A 16,221-nucleotide genomic window follows, 5' to 3' on the forward strand; every position below is an offset into this window, starting at 1 on the left:
TCTCCTCTGACCGAGATTGTCCGTTGCGTTCGTCATGCCGCCTCGCTCGCGCGTGCCTGCGCGCCGATGCGGCGGATTTCGGGAAGGCAGGAGCCGCAATTCGTCCCTGCCTTGAGTTGCTGGCCGATCTCCTCCGCCGTCGCGGCCCCGGTCTCGAAGGCGGCGCGGATGGCGTTGAGGCCGACGCCGAAGCAGGCGCAGACGATCGGGCCGGGATCGGCTCCGCCCGGCACACGGCCCGAGAGCAGGGCGAGCCGGTTGTCCACGGCGGCCGTTGGATCGGCGAAGACGGCCTTGACCGTGTCCCAGAGTGGTGCGCGCCCGGCGGGGGCGAGGAAGAGGGCGGCCTGGAGCTGGCCATCCCGGAGCACGGCACAGCGGTAGCTGCCGCCGTGGCGGTCGATCAGCTCGGTCAGCCCCTCGGCGCCGAAACGATCGCGCATCAGCACTGCCACCGCATCAATGGGCGCGTTTGTGGCGAACAACCGGCCCTCGCCGCCCTGCACGGCAAGCCGCGCCCACCAGCTCTGCTCTGGCAGTGAAAAGGGGTCTCGTGACAGGATGAAGCCCTCGAAACGGTAGGCAACAGGCCCAGCGGAAACCGGTGTCGCCTTCATCTCGGGCTGGCCGGAGAAGGGATCGCAAAGCGGCTGTGTCAGCGCGCCGATCCGCGCATTGGAGGTTGTCTCGCCGGACCAGTGGATCGGCGCGAAGAGTGATCCTTCGGAGGCGCCCGCATCGGCCACGACCTTAAGTACCGCGCTGCCATAAGCGCTGGAGAGACGAGAAAAGCCGCCCTCGACCAGCCCGAAACGGGCGATGTCAGCTGGGTGGGCATAAACCGAGGGCTCGGCGATATGGGCGCTCAGTCGCGGGCTGAGGCCCGTTCGCGTCATCGTGTGCCAGTGGTCGCGGACGCGGCCGGTGTTGAGCAGCAGTGGGAACGCCTCGCTTACCGTCGAGCCGAGTTTCGGCATGGCGAGGGGGCGCATCTGTGCGCGGCCGCCGGGGCCGAAGAAACCGCCGTCACCGAAGAGCCGTGCGGTGCCCTCGGGGCGATGGGCCGGAACAGGCCATTGCACCGGCCGCAGCGCATCATAGGCCGCTTTGCTGAGGCAGGCATGGGCGCCGATGTCGAAATCGCGGGTGCCTTCGTTCTCGAAGGCGGAAAGCGCCGCGTGCTCGCCATAGATCGCTTGTGGGCCGGCGTAAGTAAAAGCTTCGGCGAAGCCGAGGCGCCTCGCGACCTCGCAGATGATCCACCAATCGGGCTTCACGTCGCCCGGCAAAGGCAGGAACGCGCGTTGGCGCGAAATGCGGCGTTCGGAATTGGTGACGGTGCCGTCCTTCTCGCCCCAGGCGGCAGCCGGCAGGATGTAATGCGGCTTCGCTGCCAGCGTGTCGTTCGAGATGACGTTTTCAGAGACGACGAAGAGATCGAGCCCGCCCAAGGCGGTGCGCACCTTATCGGCGTTGGGCAGCGAGACGGCCGGGTTCGTCGCCATCACCCACATCGCGCGGATGCGACGCTCCACGGCCGCTTCCAGCATCTGGACAGCCTTCAGGCCTTCCCGTCGGGCCATGTTCGGCGCAGCCCAGAACCGGCGAACGCGATCGATGTCTTCGGGTGCGTAGCCCATATGGGCGGCGAGCATGTTGGCGAGGCCGCCGACCTCGCGTCCACCCATCGCGTTGGGCTGGCCGGTCAGGGAGAATGGGCCGCAGCCAGGCCGCCCGATCCGGCCGGTCGCGAGGTGGCAATTCAGGATCGCCGCGACCTTGTCGGTGCCCTGCGCCGACTGGTTGACGCCCTGGCTCCAAGCGGTGATGACATGGGGCGTACTGACCCAGAGTTCGTAGAAGGTGGCGATCTGCGCCTCCGGCCGGCCGGTCAATGCGGAAACGGCGGCCAGATGCGGAGCGATCTCACGCGCATTGGCGAGTGCTTCGTCGAAGCCCGTCACATGGCGCGCGACATAGCTGCGGTCGATCAGGCCGCGATCGGCGATATGGGCGAGTAATCCCGCGAAGAGCGCGGAGTCGGAGCCCGGCTTCAGGACCATCGCCATGTCGGCGTCTTCGGCCGTGGCGGTGATACGCGGATCGAGTACGACGAGACGCGCGCCCCGCTCGCGCCGGTTGTCCTGCATCCGCCGGAACAGGACCGGGTGGCACCAGGCCGTGTTCGAACCGACGAGGACGATCAGGTCTGCGCTGTCGAAATCCTCGTAGGATCCAGGCACCGTATCCGAGCCGAAGACCCTACGCTGTGCGGCGACCGTCGACGACATGCACAGCCGCGAATTGGTATCGACATGGGGCGTGCCGATGAAGCCTTTCGCCAGCTTGTTGGCGACATAGTAGTCTTCGGTCAGGAGCTGGCCGGACAGATAGAAGGCAATCGCCTCGGGACCATGCTCGGCGGAAATGCTGCGCAGCCCAACAGCAACCGCATCGAGCGCCTCGCTCCAGCGGACGCGGTCGTAGCCGCCGTCCTGATTGCGCTTCAGCGGGTGCAGGACCCGGCTGCCAAGCCCGAGCGTCTCGCCGAGCGCCGAGCCCTTCGAACACAGCCGTCCACGATTGGCCGGATGCTCCGCATCGCCAGCGATGGTGGCATTGCCTAGTCCGTTCGGCGTCGCGAGAACGCCACATCCGACGCCGCAATAGGGGCATGTCGTATGCGTCGTGGCCGGAGCGAGGGGAGCGTCGTGGCGCATCAGGCGGCCTCGCTGATGCAATAGCTCTCGCCAAAGGGCAGGTCGGCACGAATCGCGCTGATATCCTGCCCCGAGCGGATCAACCCAAGATAGAACAGCGCGCCCTGCGTATCGCCGACGAGCACGCAGCCGGCGAGGCGGTCATCGCGCAGCACGAACTTGCGGTAGATGCCCGCTGACGGATCGCGCAGTACGACGGTCTCGGCGCCATCGCCGGCCTCGAACTCGCCGGCCGAGAAGACACCGACCCCGGAGACCTTGAGATTGGTCGCGAGCAGCGAGCCCCGATAGACCGCCTCTTGTCCGGCAAGCCGCGTGGCAAGCACCCGCGCCTGCTCATAGGCAGGCTCGACCAGTCCATAGGCAAGGCCGCGATGCTCCGCGCATTCGCCGATGGCGAAGATCGCGGGATCATCAGTAGCCAACCCGTCATTGACCAGAATGCCGCGTCCGACGCTCAGCCCCACAGCCCGCGCGAGCCCGGTATTCGGGCGCACACCGATGGCGATGACCACGAGGTCGGCAGGGATCTCTGCCCCGTTGGCAAGCTCGACGGCTTCGACATGCCCTTCGCCGAGGAAGCCCTTCGTCTCCGCACAGAGGCGGATATCGATGCCCCGAGCGACCATGGCTGCGGCGAGCAGGCTGGCGCCTTCATGATCGAGCTGTCGTTCCATCAGGCGATCGACGAGGTGCAGCAGCGTCACCGATGCCCCGGCCCTCGCAAGCCCATAGGCAGCCTCAAGCCCAAGCAGCCCGCCGCCGATGACGACGATGCGGGATCCGCGCCGCGCATAGGTCTGCATCGCGCCGACATCGGCGGTGTCGCGGAAGGTGACCACGCCGGCGAGGTCGCCGCCGGGGAAGGGGGGCCGGAGCGGCGTCGAGCCGGTCGCGAGCACGAGCTTGCCGTAGGGCAGCGTCGCGCCGCCGCGCAGCATGACCGTCTGCGCCGCACGGTCGATGCCGTCGACGGGGCGGCCATAAAAGGTCGAGATGCCGCGTGCGCGCCACCATGCGGCCGGCTTGAGCTCGATCTCGGGCTCGCCGATCTCGCCCGCCAGCAGCGGAGAGAGCAGGACCCGGTTATAGGCGAGCCGCGGCTCGTCCCCGATCACAGCGACGGAATAACGCCCGAGCGCGCGCTGGCTGAGCTCGTCGGCCAGCCGCGTCGCCGCCATCCCGTTGCCGACGATGATCAGGGGCTCGGCCATGGTGTCAGGCCACCCGCTTGATCTTCAGCGCCTTGAGATAGTCCAGCGGCGCTGCGGGATCGAATTTCGTGCCGTCGAAAAAGGTCTCGACGCCGCGGCTATCGGCTGTTGGCGCGCCGGCGGCGCCCAGCGTCTTGGCGGCCTCGCGCCAGAGGTCGGCGCGGTTGGTCTTGTCGACCAGCGCCTTGATGTCGATCGTCGGGTCGAATTTGCCCCAGCGGATATTCTCGGTGACGAACCAGGTGTCGAGGCTCTTCCAGGGGTAGGAACTCGCGCCGCCTTCACCCCAGAACTTCATGTAGAGATTGGTGCCCTTCGCCTCGCGGCCGTTGCCGTAGTTGATGTCGCCGAGCAGGCGCTTGTTGATGTCGCCGACCGGGACGTTGAACCACTGGCGCTTGCCGACGATCTCGGCGAGTTCCTGACGGTTCTCCATCTTGTCCGCCCATTGCTGGGCTTCCATCACGGCCATCAGGATGGCCTGCGTCGCTTTCGGGTTCGCATCGACGAAATCGGCGCGCATCCCGAGAATCTTCTCTGGATGGCGGGCCCAGAGCTCGCCGGTGGTCAGCGCGGTGTAGCCGATGTTCTGGTTGACGAGCTGCTCGTTCCACGGCTCGCCGACGCAGAAGCAATCCATGGTGCCAACCTTCATGTTCGCCACCATCTGCGGCGGCGGCACGACGATCACCTTGATCTCGGTGTCGGGGTCGATGCCGCCGGCGGCCAGCCAGTAGCGGATCCAGAGATCGTGGGTGCCGCCCGGGAAGGTCATGGCGGCGGTCAGTTCCTTGCCCGCGGCTTTCTTGCGCTCGAAGGCCTGCTTCAGCGGCGAAGCATCCTTCTGGACGTTGAGGTCCTTGTACTCGTTGGAAACCGAGATCGCCTGCCCGTCCTCGTTGAGGTTGAGCAGCGTGTACATCGGCAGCGGCTGGCCGTTCTGCATCACCTTGCCGGTCGCATAGAGATGCGTCTTCGGGCGCAGGATGTGGCCGCCGTCGATGCCGTTGTTCTTGAAGCCGAGCGCCATGTTGTCGCGCGTCGCGCCCCAGCTTGCCTGCTTGGCGATGTCTATGTCCGGCAGGCCGTGCTTGGCGAAGAGACCCTTCTCCTTCGCGATGATCAGCGGCGAAGCGTCGGTCAGCGCGATGTAGCCGAGACGCGTGCCCTTGACCTCCGGGCCGGTGCCTTGTGCGAAGGCGCCGGAGGGCAGGGCGGCCTTGGCCGCCGTGAACAGGGCGGCCGTACCGGAGAGCTGGAGGAAATGCCGCCGGCCGGCATCGACCTTCGGAAGGGCGGCCACCTTGGTCCCGTTCTTGAAGCTCTGCGTCATCGATCGCCTCTCGGTTGCTGAAATGCGGCCTGCCTGATCCAGCCCCCCGAATGCAAAAAACGCCGCGCGAAAGACGCCTTGGCAGGCGCATTCGACAGCGACGTTGCTGTATCGTCCGGATCGGGGATGGCGCGGGCAGCGTTGGCCGCGTCGGGTCATTCTTTACAAGGATCGTGCCAACCGCTTCGCGGGAGCCCTAGCCTTGAATTGCAATAGATTCGGGAAAGGGTGGTGCAGCATCGCTGGTTTGATTGCCTTGCTGCGGTGCACAATCAGCTCGTCTTTGCCTAATAGGTGGGCTGCTCTTGGCTTGTGGCAAGAATGCCTGCGAAAGCGGCAGGCAGGAGTACGCCCCGCGCGATTTCGCGCGTCTGCGGGATCACCGCGACTTGCCCGGCCCGCTCCATGCCCGCAAGCACCCAGTCGGCGTCATCGGGATTGGGGCGCAAGGCTTCTCGATCAAAACGGATGAAGCGTTCCACCTTGCGTGTCGGCCGGTCGGCACCTTGGATCAATTCGCCATCCAGAATGCGCTCGATGAGCCCTGCCGGCAGAGCGAGCCGGTCCGGCGCGGAGAGATGATACGCCATGCGCGAAAAATTCTCCGGACGGCAGGCCCAGGTGCTGGCCTTCAGGATCGCGGAGCCGAGCTTCGCAACGGCGGCCGGGCGCTTCTCGACATCATCGGCACGCCAGGCCAGGACCTTGTCATGGCAGTCGCGGCGTAGGTCGACGCTAGCATGGACCATCGCCCCGACGCCTGCCGCCACGGCGGCCGCATTCCAGGGCGCTCCCGCGCAGAAGCCGTCGATCCGCCCGCTGGCGAGTGCCTCGACGGTCTGTGGAGGCGGCACGACCTCGAATCGGATGTCCTCGCCAAGCTTGAGGCCGCCCTTCTCAAGCCATTCGCCGAGCAGATAGATATGCGTCGAAAAGCCGAAGACCGCCGCGAAGGTCAGCGGCGGTAGGCCGGCGGACTTGCGGCGCGCGACCATCGCGGCGAGCGCCCGAGCCGAGACTGCGGTATCTGCCATATCCCCTTCGGCCAGCCGCGCCAGTTCCTCGAAGCGCCTCAGCGAGAGGGTGATCGCGGCCCCGTCAAGATTGAGCGCGAGCGGTGCTGCCATCGGAGCTTTCACGCCACCGACGCCGAGCGTCGCGGCGATAGCGGCCGGGCCGAGCATATGGGCAGCGTCGAACAGGCGCACATTCAGCTTGTCGCGCAGGTTGGACCACGAGACCTCGCGGACCAGCTCCAGATTGAGTCCTTCCGCCTCGGCGAAGCCCTCGTCCTTTGCCAGAACGACCAATGCGCAATCGACCAGCGGCATGAAGCCGACCCGCAGGTGCAGCGTCGTCATTTCAGCATCTCCGCGGCGGTGATGAGGGAGCGGGCGATCTCGACGAGCTTGCGCTTTTCGTTCATCGCGGTGCGGCGCATCAGGGCATAGGCTTCGTCTTCCGAGAGGCCCTTCAGCCGCATGACGATGCTCTTGGCGCGATCGATCGTCTTGCGGTCTTCCAGCTGGGAGCGCGCTTCGTCGAGTTCCTCGCGCAGCTTGCGGAACGCATTGAAGCGGCTGATGCAGGTCTGGAGGATCGGTTGCATCCGCTCCTTCTTCAGCCCGTCGACGATATAGGCGGAGACGCCGGCTTCGACGGCCGCCTCGATCGAAGCGGAATCCGACTGGTCGACGAACATGGTTATTGGCCGGCGGACATGCCGGCTGACGAGGAACATGTCGGCCAGCGCATCGCGGCTGGGGTCTTCAAGGTCGATCACCACGACATCGGGATCATGGGTTTCGATCGCGGCGACGAGGCCGGTCGTTGCCGTCATACGGATGAGCTGATCGTAGCCCGCTTCCCGAAGGCCTTCCTCGATGATCGCGGCCCGAACCTGGTTCGCGTCCACGATGAGGATCCGAAGATTGGGCGCCATGCCTTTCGATCGTTCCTTTGGAGTGATCCGGCATCACTCAATCAGGAATCGTGCCACCGCTACGCTCTAGAGGGCGAGGGTTGGGGAAAGCCAACGAGGCGCCGATCTGCGGGGACGATCGCTGACGAAACGGCCGCATATCGCATTCAGGATCCGGGGAGGCGGGCGACACACAAACGAGAGGTCTGCTTCCCGGCAAGAACTGAATGTCGGTACATGGCACCGCTCGACCACCTTACTCCTCACCTTCCAGCGAGAAGCTCGGGCTGCCATAGGGATAATAGTCCTTTAGCGAGAGGTTCTCGTAGGGCAGCGCATCGAGATGAACGGTGCCCATTAAGGGCTCGGGCGGTTCGGCGAGGATGATGGTCGGCGTGAAGCCGCTGTCGTCGAAGCCGCGGCGGAAATGTACGCGCGACTTGATCGCGATCACATCGTAATCATCGGGCGCGAGGCCGAGCTGCCAGAGCTCCGAGGGCTCGATGATCTGGACGAGATAGGCGCTAACCACCAGCAAGTTGCCCTTGCCGAATTCGACGCAGATCCAGTCCTTGCCTTGGCCGCGCGCGGTCGTCGCCGGCCCGACGGAGCGCAGCGTGCCGGATATCCGGATCGGCGCTCCCGCGGATTCATCGAAGAGGCCGCCGATTTCCGCGTCGAAGGCATCGCCCGGTTTTGCGCCGCTCTCGATCACGGAGCGAACCGCCTCGGGCGAGGCGACCGTCGCGATCAGTGTGCGTTCGAGCTTCTGCGCGACGATCTCCTGGAGCAGCCAGGTGGCGTAGCCCGAGCGATCGCTGTAGTCGGCGAGCAGGACGGGACCTTTGCCTTCGGCGACGGCCTCGCGGGCCAGAGCGACCGCATCCTTAGTCTTGTAGATCTTGACGGTGTCCAGCAAAGCGTCGCGCCGACGCCAGGTCCACTCGGCCATGTCGCGGATGACGCGCTCGGCGAGGCTCGGGTCGTCATTGGTCAGTACCTGCAGCGACATGCCGGCATCGGGCACGTCTGACCAGGGAAAGCCGAAGAAGACGTTGACGAAGACGTCGGGCTCGCGCGCCTCCCAGATGAGCGCGCGCTGGATGAGATCGGACCAGGGCGAGGCGCCGGTCCACATCACCACGGTCGGCGCGATGATCGGGATGCGCAGGGTGCGATGCACCGGCTTGAAACTGCCGCGGATTGCGCGGATCAGCATGCGCGCCGCGCGCTCGCCTTGCAGATGCATGTCGTAATGCGGGAAATACTTCACACAGAACGCCATGTCGGCCTGTTCGAGGAAGGCTTCATCCTCATTGCCATGAGGATCGAAGGTCGCCGTGATGAAGGCCTTGTCGCCGACGACCTCTCTGACGCGCCGGGCGATATCGGTCTCGGGCCTCGGCACGCCGCGAACCGCGAGCGCCCCATGCAGCGCGAGATAGACGCCGTCGAACTGAGGCTGCGCCGTCAGCTCTGCGATCATGATACCGATGAAATGCTCATAGGCGTCCTCGGTGACCCAGCCCGAGCCCGTTCCGGTGCGCGGCCAGAGCGGCGAAGTGATGCCGACGAGCTCGACATCATCGAATTCGCGGGCAACCTGAACGAAGCCACCCATGTAGCCCTTCGGGTCGGTAGCGAGCAGCGCTTCGCCGGAGGCCGGGGAACCGGGATAGATGAAGTCCTCCCGCGTCGTGTCGTTGGGGAGGAATGTCACCGTCTCATGCGCGAACTGGAGAACGGCGATCCGAAGCTTGGAATGTGTCACAGCGGCCTGACGTCGTAGAACTGGGCGAAACCGATCCGCATACCCGAGATCCCGCGATAGGCCGTCTTTTCATAGTAGGCGCCGAGCGGGATATAGGGCACGTCGATGAAGAACTGCTTCTGAATCTCGGCGCAAATGACTTTCTGGGCTGCGAGATCCTTCGCAGCGAACCAGTCGAGCCTGAGTTCTTCGAGGCGCGGCGATTTCGGCCAGCCGAACCAGGCCTGGTCGCCATTGCCACGGATGCCGAGCTGGCTCGCCGGATCGAAATTATTGGTGCCGTTCAGATAGGTGAAGAAGATGCTCCAGCCGCCCTTGTCGACCGGCTGGCGGCTGGCGCGGCGCTGGACGACGGTTCCCCAGTCGGTCGAGACCAGCTCGACATTCACGCCCGATTTCTGCAGGGCATCGGCCGCGACCGCCGCGAGCGCGTGGGTGGAGGGATAGTCGGTCGGGTCGAGCAGCACGACACGCTCGCCCTTGTAACCGGCTTCTGCCAGGGCACGCTTGACGGCGGCGAAATCGCGCTTGCCGACCAGCACCTCGGTCCCGGCTGTCGTCGCCATCGGCGTATCAGGGCTGAAGACGCCGACATGTTCCTTCCAGAGCGAGCGCTCGTCGCCGGCGACCGCGGTCATGCATTCAACCTGATCGATGGCTCCGAGCAGAGCGCGCCGGATCGCTGGATTGTCGAAGGGCGGATGCAGCGCATTAAAGCGCAGGCAGCCGATGCCACCGGCCGGGTCGAGCCCTTCGAGCGTGAGGCCGGACCTGCCCTTGAGCGTGCCTTGCAAGTCCGGAGTGGGGTTCTGCCACCAGTCGACCTCGCCATTGGCAAGGGCATTCGCAGCCGTCTGCGGGTCGGGAATGATGCGCCATTCGATCCGGTCGAAATGGACGTGTTTCGGGCCCGCGGTGAAGGTGGCCGAGCCATCCGCGCGCGGCACGTAGCCGGCGAAGCGCTCGTAGACGGTCAACGCGCCCGGCACGCGTTCATCGGGCCTGAAGCGGAACGGCCCACTGCCGATCATCTCGGTGACCTGCTTGTTCGGGTCGGTGACGGCGAAGCGCTCCGGCATGATGCAGGGCATCGAGGTGCCGGTCTTACCGAGCGCCGCCGGCAGCAGCGGAAACGGGCGCTTCAGCCGGAACTTCACGACACGGTCGGATTCTGCCGAGAGTTCATCGGTCGCGTCGATCAGGGCGCGGCCGAAAGCGTCGCGGGCGGCGAAGCGGCGCACGCTCGGAACGACATCCTGCGCCCGCACCGGCTCGCCGTCATGGAAGCGCAAGCCTTCGCGCAGCGTCAGCCGCCAGAGCTTGCCGTCGTCCTCGACGGTATGGCCGGCGACCATCTGGGGTTCGAAGCCGTAAGCGGCGTTCTGGCCGTAGAGCGTATCGAAAACGAGATAGCCGTGATTGCGCGTCACGGTCGCCGTCGTCCAGACGGGATCGACGATGGCGACATCAGACTCCGGGATGAATTTCAGGACTTTCGCCCGCTGTGCGAGGGCAGGTCTGGCCATTGCGGAAACCGCGGCGCCTGCAGCGGCACCCAGAAACGTCCGACGCTTCATTGCCGTGAACCCTCACGCGAGGAGATGGAAAAGCTGCAAAGGCAGTGCCGCTGCAATTCCAATGCCGCAATCCTAGGATGCTGGAAACGGACTACGCAAGCCGCTCGGTCCCGCTTCGGACGCAGGCTTGTCCCTTCACCGATGGGAAGCAGCTCGTCTTCGGGGCGCTGGCATGTTCCTGCCACTCTATCGCTATTCGCGAGATGATATTCCGCGATGAAACGCGATATGCCAGCCGTGCTTCCGGCTATCCGAATCCTGTCCCGCGTGAGACCTTGACGATCAAAGCACCTTCATCGGCCGCCCATTCGCGCGGCGTCCTGCTCGTTTTCGCTGCGACCGTCGCCTGGAGCGCAAGCGGCATTTATGCGCGCTTGTTGACCACGGACGCGTGGACCGCCGTCGCGTGGCGAGCGCTGTTCGCCGCACTTTTCCTGATCGTCCCCATGGCCATATTCGGTAGCGGAAGGACACGCCGGGACTGGAAGAAGACGTTCGGACCGACCGGTCTGGCGCTGGTCGCGTTCCAGACAATCAGCCAGGCAGCGTTCATCGGCGCTTACTACACGACCAGCGTGGCGAATGTCGCGGTGATCTACGCGACCGCGCCCTTTATCGCCGCCGTGCTCGGTTGGCTGCTCCTCAAGGAGCGCATCGTCCTGAGGACGATGGTCGCAGGGCTCGCCTGCCTCATCGGCGTGGGGATCATCATCTCGACATCGCTCGGAGCAGGGCGGATCATAGGCGATTTGCTCGCCCTGCTGATGACGGTGACATTCGCCTTCGTCATCGTCATCCCGAGGCTTGATCCAGATCTTCCGGCGATGCCACCGATCTTCATCAGCGCGGTGCTCACCTTCCTGATCTTCGCGCCGTTCGGCGCCTCAGGCTCGCTCGACGCGCATAACCTGCTGGTCTTAGCTGCTTTCGGCGCGACGAATTTCTCGGTCGCGCTCGTGCTGTTCATCATGGGCGCACGGCACCTGCCGCCGGCCGAGTCGGCGCTGATCGGCACCACCGAGGTCGTCATGACCCCTGTCTGGGTCTGGATTCTCTTCGTAGAGCGACCGCCCGTCGCGACGATCGTCGGCGGAGCGGTGATCCTGACGGCGGTGGTCTGGTACACGATCTCCGAGCTCCAGCGCGGCAAAGCCTAGCGCGGCCATCTTGAGAGGGGGCAGCGAAACTCGGGCCTGAGGAGAGCAGGAGGCTCTTAGTGCCTGCTGCCGGCTTCGCGACAGGGCGATAGGCTGACCCCACCTTCTTTTCGAACTCTACCGGGCTGATGTCGCCTATAGTCGAGTGCCTGCGAACGGCATTCGTAGAACCCCTCGATACAATCGAATACGTCGTCGCGTGTTCGGTAGGGCCAGTCGCGTGGGTCATGGTCTTCGCGAGTAGGAGGACGGCCGAACTGAGCGTCCGCTTCGCGGCAATGGCCCAATGTCTGGAAGTGGCGCAAAGCTGCGCTACTCCTCGCGTTTTTCACCACGAGGCGTGAGAGACCCGTCCGCATTTGATAGAATTTTCCAGGATGCGGCGTCCCAAGAAGGGGATCTGCCATGGATATCCAGGCGCAGAACCAACAGCCTCGCAATTCGTGGAACCTTGGTCGCATCATCGGACCGAAGCCGCCTCTGAAGCCAAAGCATATCTGGGCGCTGCGAACCCGGCTTCAGCATGAGGGGCGAACCCGCGATCTCGCTATGTTCAATCTTGCGATCGACAGCAAGTTGCGCGGGTGCGATCTCGTTCGCCTTCGCGTCGCCGATGTCATCCTCGGAGGCACCGTTCGCCTGCGAACCGCGATCGTTCAGCAGAAGACGGGGCGGCCGGTACCATTCGAACTGACGGACTCAGTTCGCGAAGCGCTTACTGCCTGGCTTAGAATGCGAGGTTCCCGAGAAGACGACTGGCTTTTTCCGAGCCGTAGCCGGCACGGCGATCACATTACAACGCGCCAGTACGGCCGCCTCCTGGACAGCTGGATAGCGCTAATCGGATTGGATCCAGCGCTCTACGGGACGCACAGTCTCAGGCGAACGAAGGTTGCCCTGATCTATAAGCGCACGGGCAATCTCCGCGCCTGCCAACTTCTTCTAGGCCACACGAAACTGGAAAGCACCGTGCGCTACCTAGGTATCGAGGTCGACGACGCGCTTCTCCTTTCGGAGCAAACGGACCTGTGAGCTTTGGCACGGCGGGCTACCGCCGTGCCCTTCCGTCGTTCGGCCAACGGCAAAGTCGGGCCAATATCTGACCTGCCCAGTTTGAAACCGCCGACCGCTGGTCGCCCATTTGCGGATGCTGGGGAGGTCCGCTTCGGGGCGCTTCAATGAGGAAAACTCATCTGGACTGCGCGCAGTCCAGATGAGTAGGAGCAGGCAAAGCTGGTCAGCATAATACGTGAGATCAAACGGAAAACAAAAATCGTCATGAAGTCGGAATTACGCAAGAAATTCTAAGCAAAAAAGAGCTTGGCTTTCCTTTTGTGCGGACTGGCTGACGCAGGCTCTCGGGGCCCTTCTCCCGATCTGTTGATTTCCGGATCTCCGAGTCCATCAGCAGGAACATGACGGCGCTCAAAGTGTTCGGCTTCTCATCGAGCACATGGAGTCTGACAATGATGCAAGCGTCGAAGGTGTCGGATTGGACGATCGTCGACCATCCGGCAAAAAATCGCTTCGTCATGAGCTTTCCAGGAGGCGAGGCTTTCGCTGTCTACCGTCGGCTCGACGACTATCTGGTTGTCTCGCACACTGAAGTGCCCGCTGCGTTTCGAGGACAGGGCATCGGAGAACGCCTCGTCGAAGGCATCTTTCGTCTGGCGCGGGAGGGCAGCCAGCGTATCGTCCCGGCCTGCAGCTTCGTCGCCGAATGGGCTCATCGGCACACCGATTTTCAGGACGTCCTCGCTTGGCGTTACGAGGAGGAGTGACCACTGCCTCGTTTCAGCCCTGCGCCAGTGCCGGGCCACCGAAACCCCATTCCCCAATCAACGTTTTAAATCCGGCTTGCGCTATGCGGCCACAAATCCGGGGGGATTCCATCATGTCCGCACCGTCTCGGCGCGCGCTTCTCGTCCTTCTTTCCGGGGCTGGTCTATTCACAAGCCGCCTGACAGCGCAGGGTCAAGCGCCCGCGGGAGCTGCAAAGGGTTTCGGCTATCAAGACGTCATCCAGCAGGCGATCGCGCTCGCGAAGCAGCCTTTCGACGCCGAGAGCGCAAAGATTCCAGCGGAGCTTTCAAGCCTGACCTATGACAGCTATCGCGAAATCCGGTTTCGGCGCGACAAGACCTTCTGGCGCGATGGCGGCTCGGATTTCCGCCTGCTGCCCTTCCATCTCGGCTTCCTGCACAACAAGCCCGTTCAGGTTCACATCATAAACCACGGCAACGCGATCCCGATCCCGTTCACGACTGCGCTGTTCGAATACGGCAAGGTCCCCGTTCCCAAGAATCTCTCGCCGGCGCTCGGCTTCGCGGGCTTCACCGTCACCACCAACCTGAACGACCCCAAGGTGCAGGATGAGGTCATCTCGTTCCTGGGCGCGAGCTATTTCCGCTTGCTCGGCCGGGGACACCGTTACGGACTTTCTGCGCGCTCGCTCGCCTTGAATGTCGGCGGTGACGGGCCCGAGGAGTTCCCGTTCATGCGGGCGCTTTGGGTCGAGGAGCCGACGCGCGATACGACCCAGCTCGTCATATACGCCTTGCTCGACTCCCCCTCGGTCGCGGGAGCTTTTCGCTATGTCGTCAGCCCCGGTCGCGACACCCATGTGGACGTCACAGCGACGATCATCCCAAGGCGGGAAATCGAGCGGATCGGCATCGCGCCGCTGACCTCGATGTTTCAGGCTGGAGAGGGAGATCTTGCTCAACGAACTGATTTCCGGCCCGAAATCCACGATTCGGACGGGCTGATGATGCAATCCGGCAGCGGAGAATGGATCTGGCGCCCCATTCGCAATCCCAAGGTGCTGCGCATATCGAGCTTCGGCGACAAGAACCTGCGCGGCTTCGGTCTGATGCAGCGCGACCGCGACTTCGGCAGCTATCAGGATCTGGAAGCGCGCTATGATGCGCGGCCGGGCTACTGGGTCCAACCACAGGGCGACTGGGGCGAAGGCCGGGTCGACCTCATCGAAATTCCGACGGATAACGAGGCCTTCGACAACATCGTCGCTTGCTGGACACCTAATAAGCCACTGCCCAGTGGTCAGGCCGCCGAATTCAGCTACCGCATCTCAGCATTGTCGACGACCTGGCACCTGCATCCTTACGCCCAGGTGCAGCAGAGCTTCAACGGCTCCGACATCGAGGATGGTGTTGCCGAGGGAAGGGGCACGAAACGCTTCATCGTCGATTTCGCTGGCGGCGACCTCGCCTACTATCAGAACGAGCCCGAGCGCCTGGAACTGGTCGCGACCAGCACCGCCGGCTCGATCACTACGAAGATACTGACGTTCAACGCGCCATTGAAGGGCGTGCGCGCCATCGTCGATGCGACGCTGCCGGACGGCCAATCGGCCGAGCTTCGCATGTTTTTGAGAGCGCGAACCCGCACTTTGAGCGAGACTTGGACTGCAACTTGGTCGGTTCCGGCAGGGGACGCGGCACGGCCGCAACCTGCGAGGAATGAACTGCCGCGCAAATGACGAATCTCCCTTCAGCTTCTCATATTCCAGAAGCTCCGAAGATATCCCTTCTTCATAGCCCTCCTCTTGGCTGTTGCCGAAGCGATGGGTGCCTACCCATTGGCGATTTTATGCCGGATGCTTCCGCCATGCGGCGAACCCATTGGATGATCTGAAACTGCTCTCGATTTCCGGTCCCCTGCGGCCTCCGGGTGGCTGGTATTGTAGAACGATCCTGCCCCGGCGCGTTCAAGAGTTTCAGCGTTGGGAGGACGACACCATGATCGATTTCTGGAAGGAGCTGGATCTGCTTCTGCGGCTATTTGCCGGCATGGCGGCGGGCATTGTGGTCGGGTGGGAGCGGACTAACAAGCAGCGAGCAGCGGGGGTTCGCACGTTCGGCCTGGTGGGGCTCGGCACGGCCGCGGCAGCTACGATATTCAGCGGAGCCGACGAGGGCGATGCGGCAAGCCGGGTAGTACAGGGCTTGTTGACCGGCATCGGCTTTCTGGGCGCAGGAGTCATCGTCCTAAAACGAGGAGAAACAACCCCACAGGGTTTGACGACGGCTGCCGCGATCTGGGTCACCGCGGCTCTCGGTTGCGCCGCTGGCCTCGGAGACTTCGCAATCGTGCTGACTGCGACTTTGCTCACCATCGTTCTGCTGATCGTCAACCACTCCGTCGAGAGATTAGCAGGACGCGATAGCTAACGGGCAACAGGCACAGCGAACGGAACACTCGTCAGCCGTTCCTGTTTCACTCCTATTCGGGGGAAATTCTCATGGCAAAGCAACCTGAAGCCTTGGCTACTTTCGCAGCGAGCGCCCGCAACGACGGAAAGAAGCCTCGCGATATCGGCCTCCACGCAACGCACGAAACCAAACCGCTTCACACCGACACCAAACAGAAAGCGGATGCGGCGACAAAGGTCCTGCGAGAGGGGGTGCTCCACAAAAACCAAGGAGCAGATGAAGCTATTGACGCCCTCCCAGATCGAACTCGAGATACCAAGCAGCAACCCTGAAGCGAGTGCGAATATCGCTCT

The 16,221-nt window shown here is 63.8% G+C and carries 13 protein-coding genes; 6 read left to right on the forward strand and 7 right to left on the reverse strand.

Annotated features, from left to right (window positions below; genetic code table 11):
* Window positions 1-32: 32 nt before the first annotated feature.
* From WFK61_RS23120 to WFK61_RS23150, 7 genes are all read right to left on the reverse strand, one after another.
* A complete protein-coding gene (locus WFK61_RS23120) occupies window positions 33-2,720 on the reverse strand; it encodes a nitrate reductase (RefSeq protein ID WP_336814409.1) in 2,688 nt (895 codons plus the stop codon).
* Window positions 2,720-3,934, reverse strand: a complete 1,215-nt coding sequence (locus WFK61_RS23125; protein ID WP_336814410.1) for an NAD(P)/FAD-dependent oxidoreductase — start codon at window positions 3,932-3,934, stop codon at window positions 2,720-2,722. Before WFK61_RS23125 ends, WFK61_RS23120 begins: the two co-directional genes overlap by 1 nt.
* Before the next feature lie 4 nt (window positions 3,935-3,938).
* A complete protein-coding gene (locus WFK61_RS23130; protein ID WP_336814411.1) occupies window positions 3,939-5,267 on the reverse strand; it encodes a CmpA/NrtA family ABC transporter substrate-binding protein in 1,329 nt (442 codons plus the stop codon).
* 287 nt (window positions 5,268-5,554) lie between these two features.
* Window positions 5,555-6,628 carry a CmpA/NrtA family ABC transporter substrate-binding protein gene (locus WFK61_RS23135; RefSeq protein ID WP_336814412.1) on the reverse strand — a complete coding sequence of 358 codons (1,074 nt, stop codon included), beginning with the start codon at window positions 6,626-6,628 and terminating at the stop codon, window positions 5,555-5,557.
* Window positions 6,625-7,209, reverse strand: a complete 585-nt coding sequence (locus WFK61_RS23140) for an ANTAR domain-containing response regulator (protein ID WP_336814413.1) — start codon at window positions 7,207-7,209, stop codon at window positions 6,625-6,627. Before WFK61_RS23140 ends, WFK61_RS23135 begins: the two co-directional genes overlap by 4 nt.
* 235 nt (window positions 7,210-7,444) lie before the next feature.
* Window positions 7,445-8,959: a M81 family metallopeptidase gene (locus WFK61_RS23145; RefSeq protein ID WP_336814414.1), complete on the reverse strand. Its 1,515-nt coding sequence runs from the start codon at window positions 8,957-8,959 to the stop codon at window positions 7,445-7,447.
* Complete coding sequence (locus tag WFK61_RS23150; protein WP_336814415.1) at window positions 8,956-10,536, reverse strand: ABC transporter substrate-binding protein; 1,581 nt, start codon at window positions 10,534-10,536, stop codon at window positions 8,956-8,958. The genes WFK61_RS23145 and WFK61_RS23150 overlap by 4 nt, the downstream gene beginning before the upstream one ends.
* Window positions 10,537-10,811: 275 nt before the next feature.
* Between WFK61_RS23150 and WFK61_RS23155 the strand changes: the two genes are divergently transcribed.
* The 6 genes from WFK61_RS23155 to WFK61_RS23180 all read left to right on the forward strand — a co-directional run bounded on the left by WFK61_RS23155 (window position 10,812) and on the right by WFK61_RS23180 (window position 16,200).
* Window positions 10,812-11,693 carry a DMT family transporter gene (locus WFK61_RS23155; protein ID WP_336814454.1) on the forward strand — a complete coding sequence of 294 codons (882 nt, stop codon included), beginning with the start codon at window positions 10,812-10,814 and terminating at the stop codon, window positions 11,691-11,693.
* A gap of 405 nt (window positions 11,694-12,098) precedes the next feature.
* Window positions 12,099-12,725 (forward strand): tyrosine-type recombinase/integrase, encoded by a 627-nt coding sequence (locus WFK61_RS23160; RefSeq protein ID WP_336814416.1) that lies wholly within the window; start codon window positions 12,099-12,101, stop codon window positions 12,723-12,725.
* A gap of 383 nt (window positions 12,726-13,108) precedes the next feature.
* Complete coding sequence (locus WFK61_RS23165) at window positions 13,109-13,474, forward strand: GNAT family N-acetyltransferase (protein WP_336814417.1); 366 nt, start codon at window positions 13,109-13,111, stop codon at window positions 13,472-13,474.
* A gap of 113 nt (window positions 13,475-13,587) precedes the next feature.
* The gene (locus WFK61_RS23170) at window positions 13,588-15,195 is read left to right on the forward strand and encodes an OpgD/OpgG family glucan biosynthesis protein (RefSeq protein WP_336814418.1); all 1,608 of its coding nucleotides are present in this window, start codon (window positions 13,588-13,590) and stop codon (window positions 15,193-15,195) included.
* A 259-nt stretch (window positions 15,196-15,454) separates the two neighbouring features.
* Complete coding sequence (locus WFK61_RS23175) at window positions 15,455-15,886, forward strand: MgtC/SapB family protein (RefSeq protein ID WP_336814419.1); 432 nt, start codon at window positions 15,455-15,457, stop codon at window positions 15,884-15,886.
* Window positions 15,887-15,957: 71 nt separating this feature from the next.
* Window positions 15,958-16,200 carry a hypothetical protein gene (locus tag WFK61_RS23180; RefSeq protein WP_336814420.1) on the forward strand — a complete coding sequence of 81 codons (243 nt, stop codon included), beginning with the start codon at window positions 15,958-15,960 and terminating at the stop codon, window positions 16,198-16,200.
* Window positions 16,201-16,221 lie beyond the last annotated feature (21 nt).

This window comes from Allobosea sp. MMO-172, from assembly GCF_037147855.1.
GTDB lineage: Bacteria > Pseudomonadota > Alphaproteobacteria > Rhizobiales > Beijerinckiaceae > Allobosea.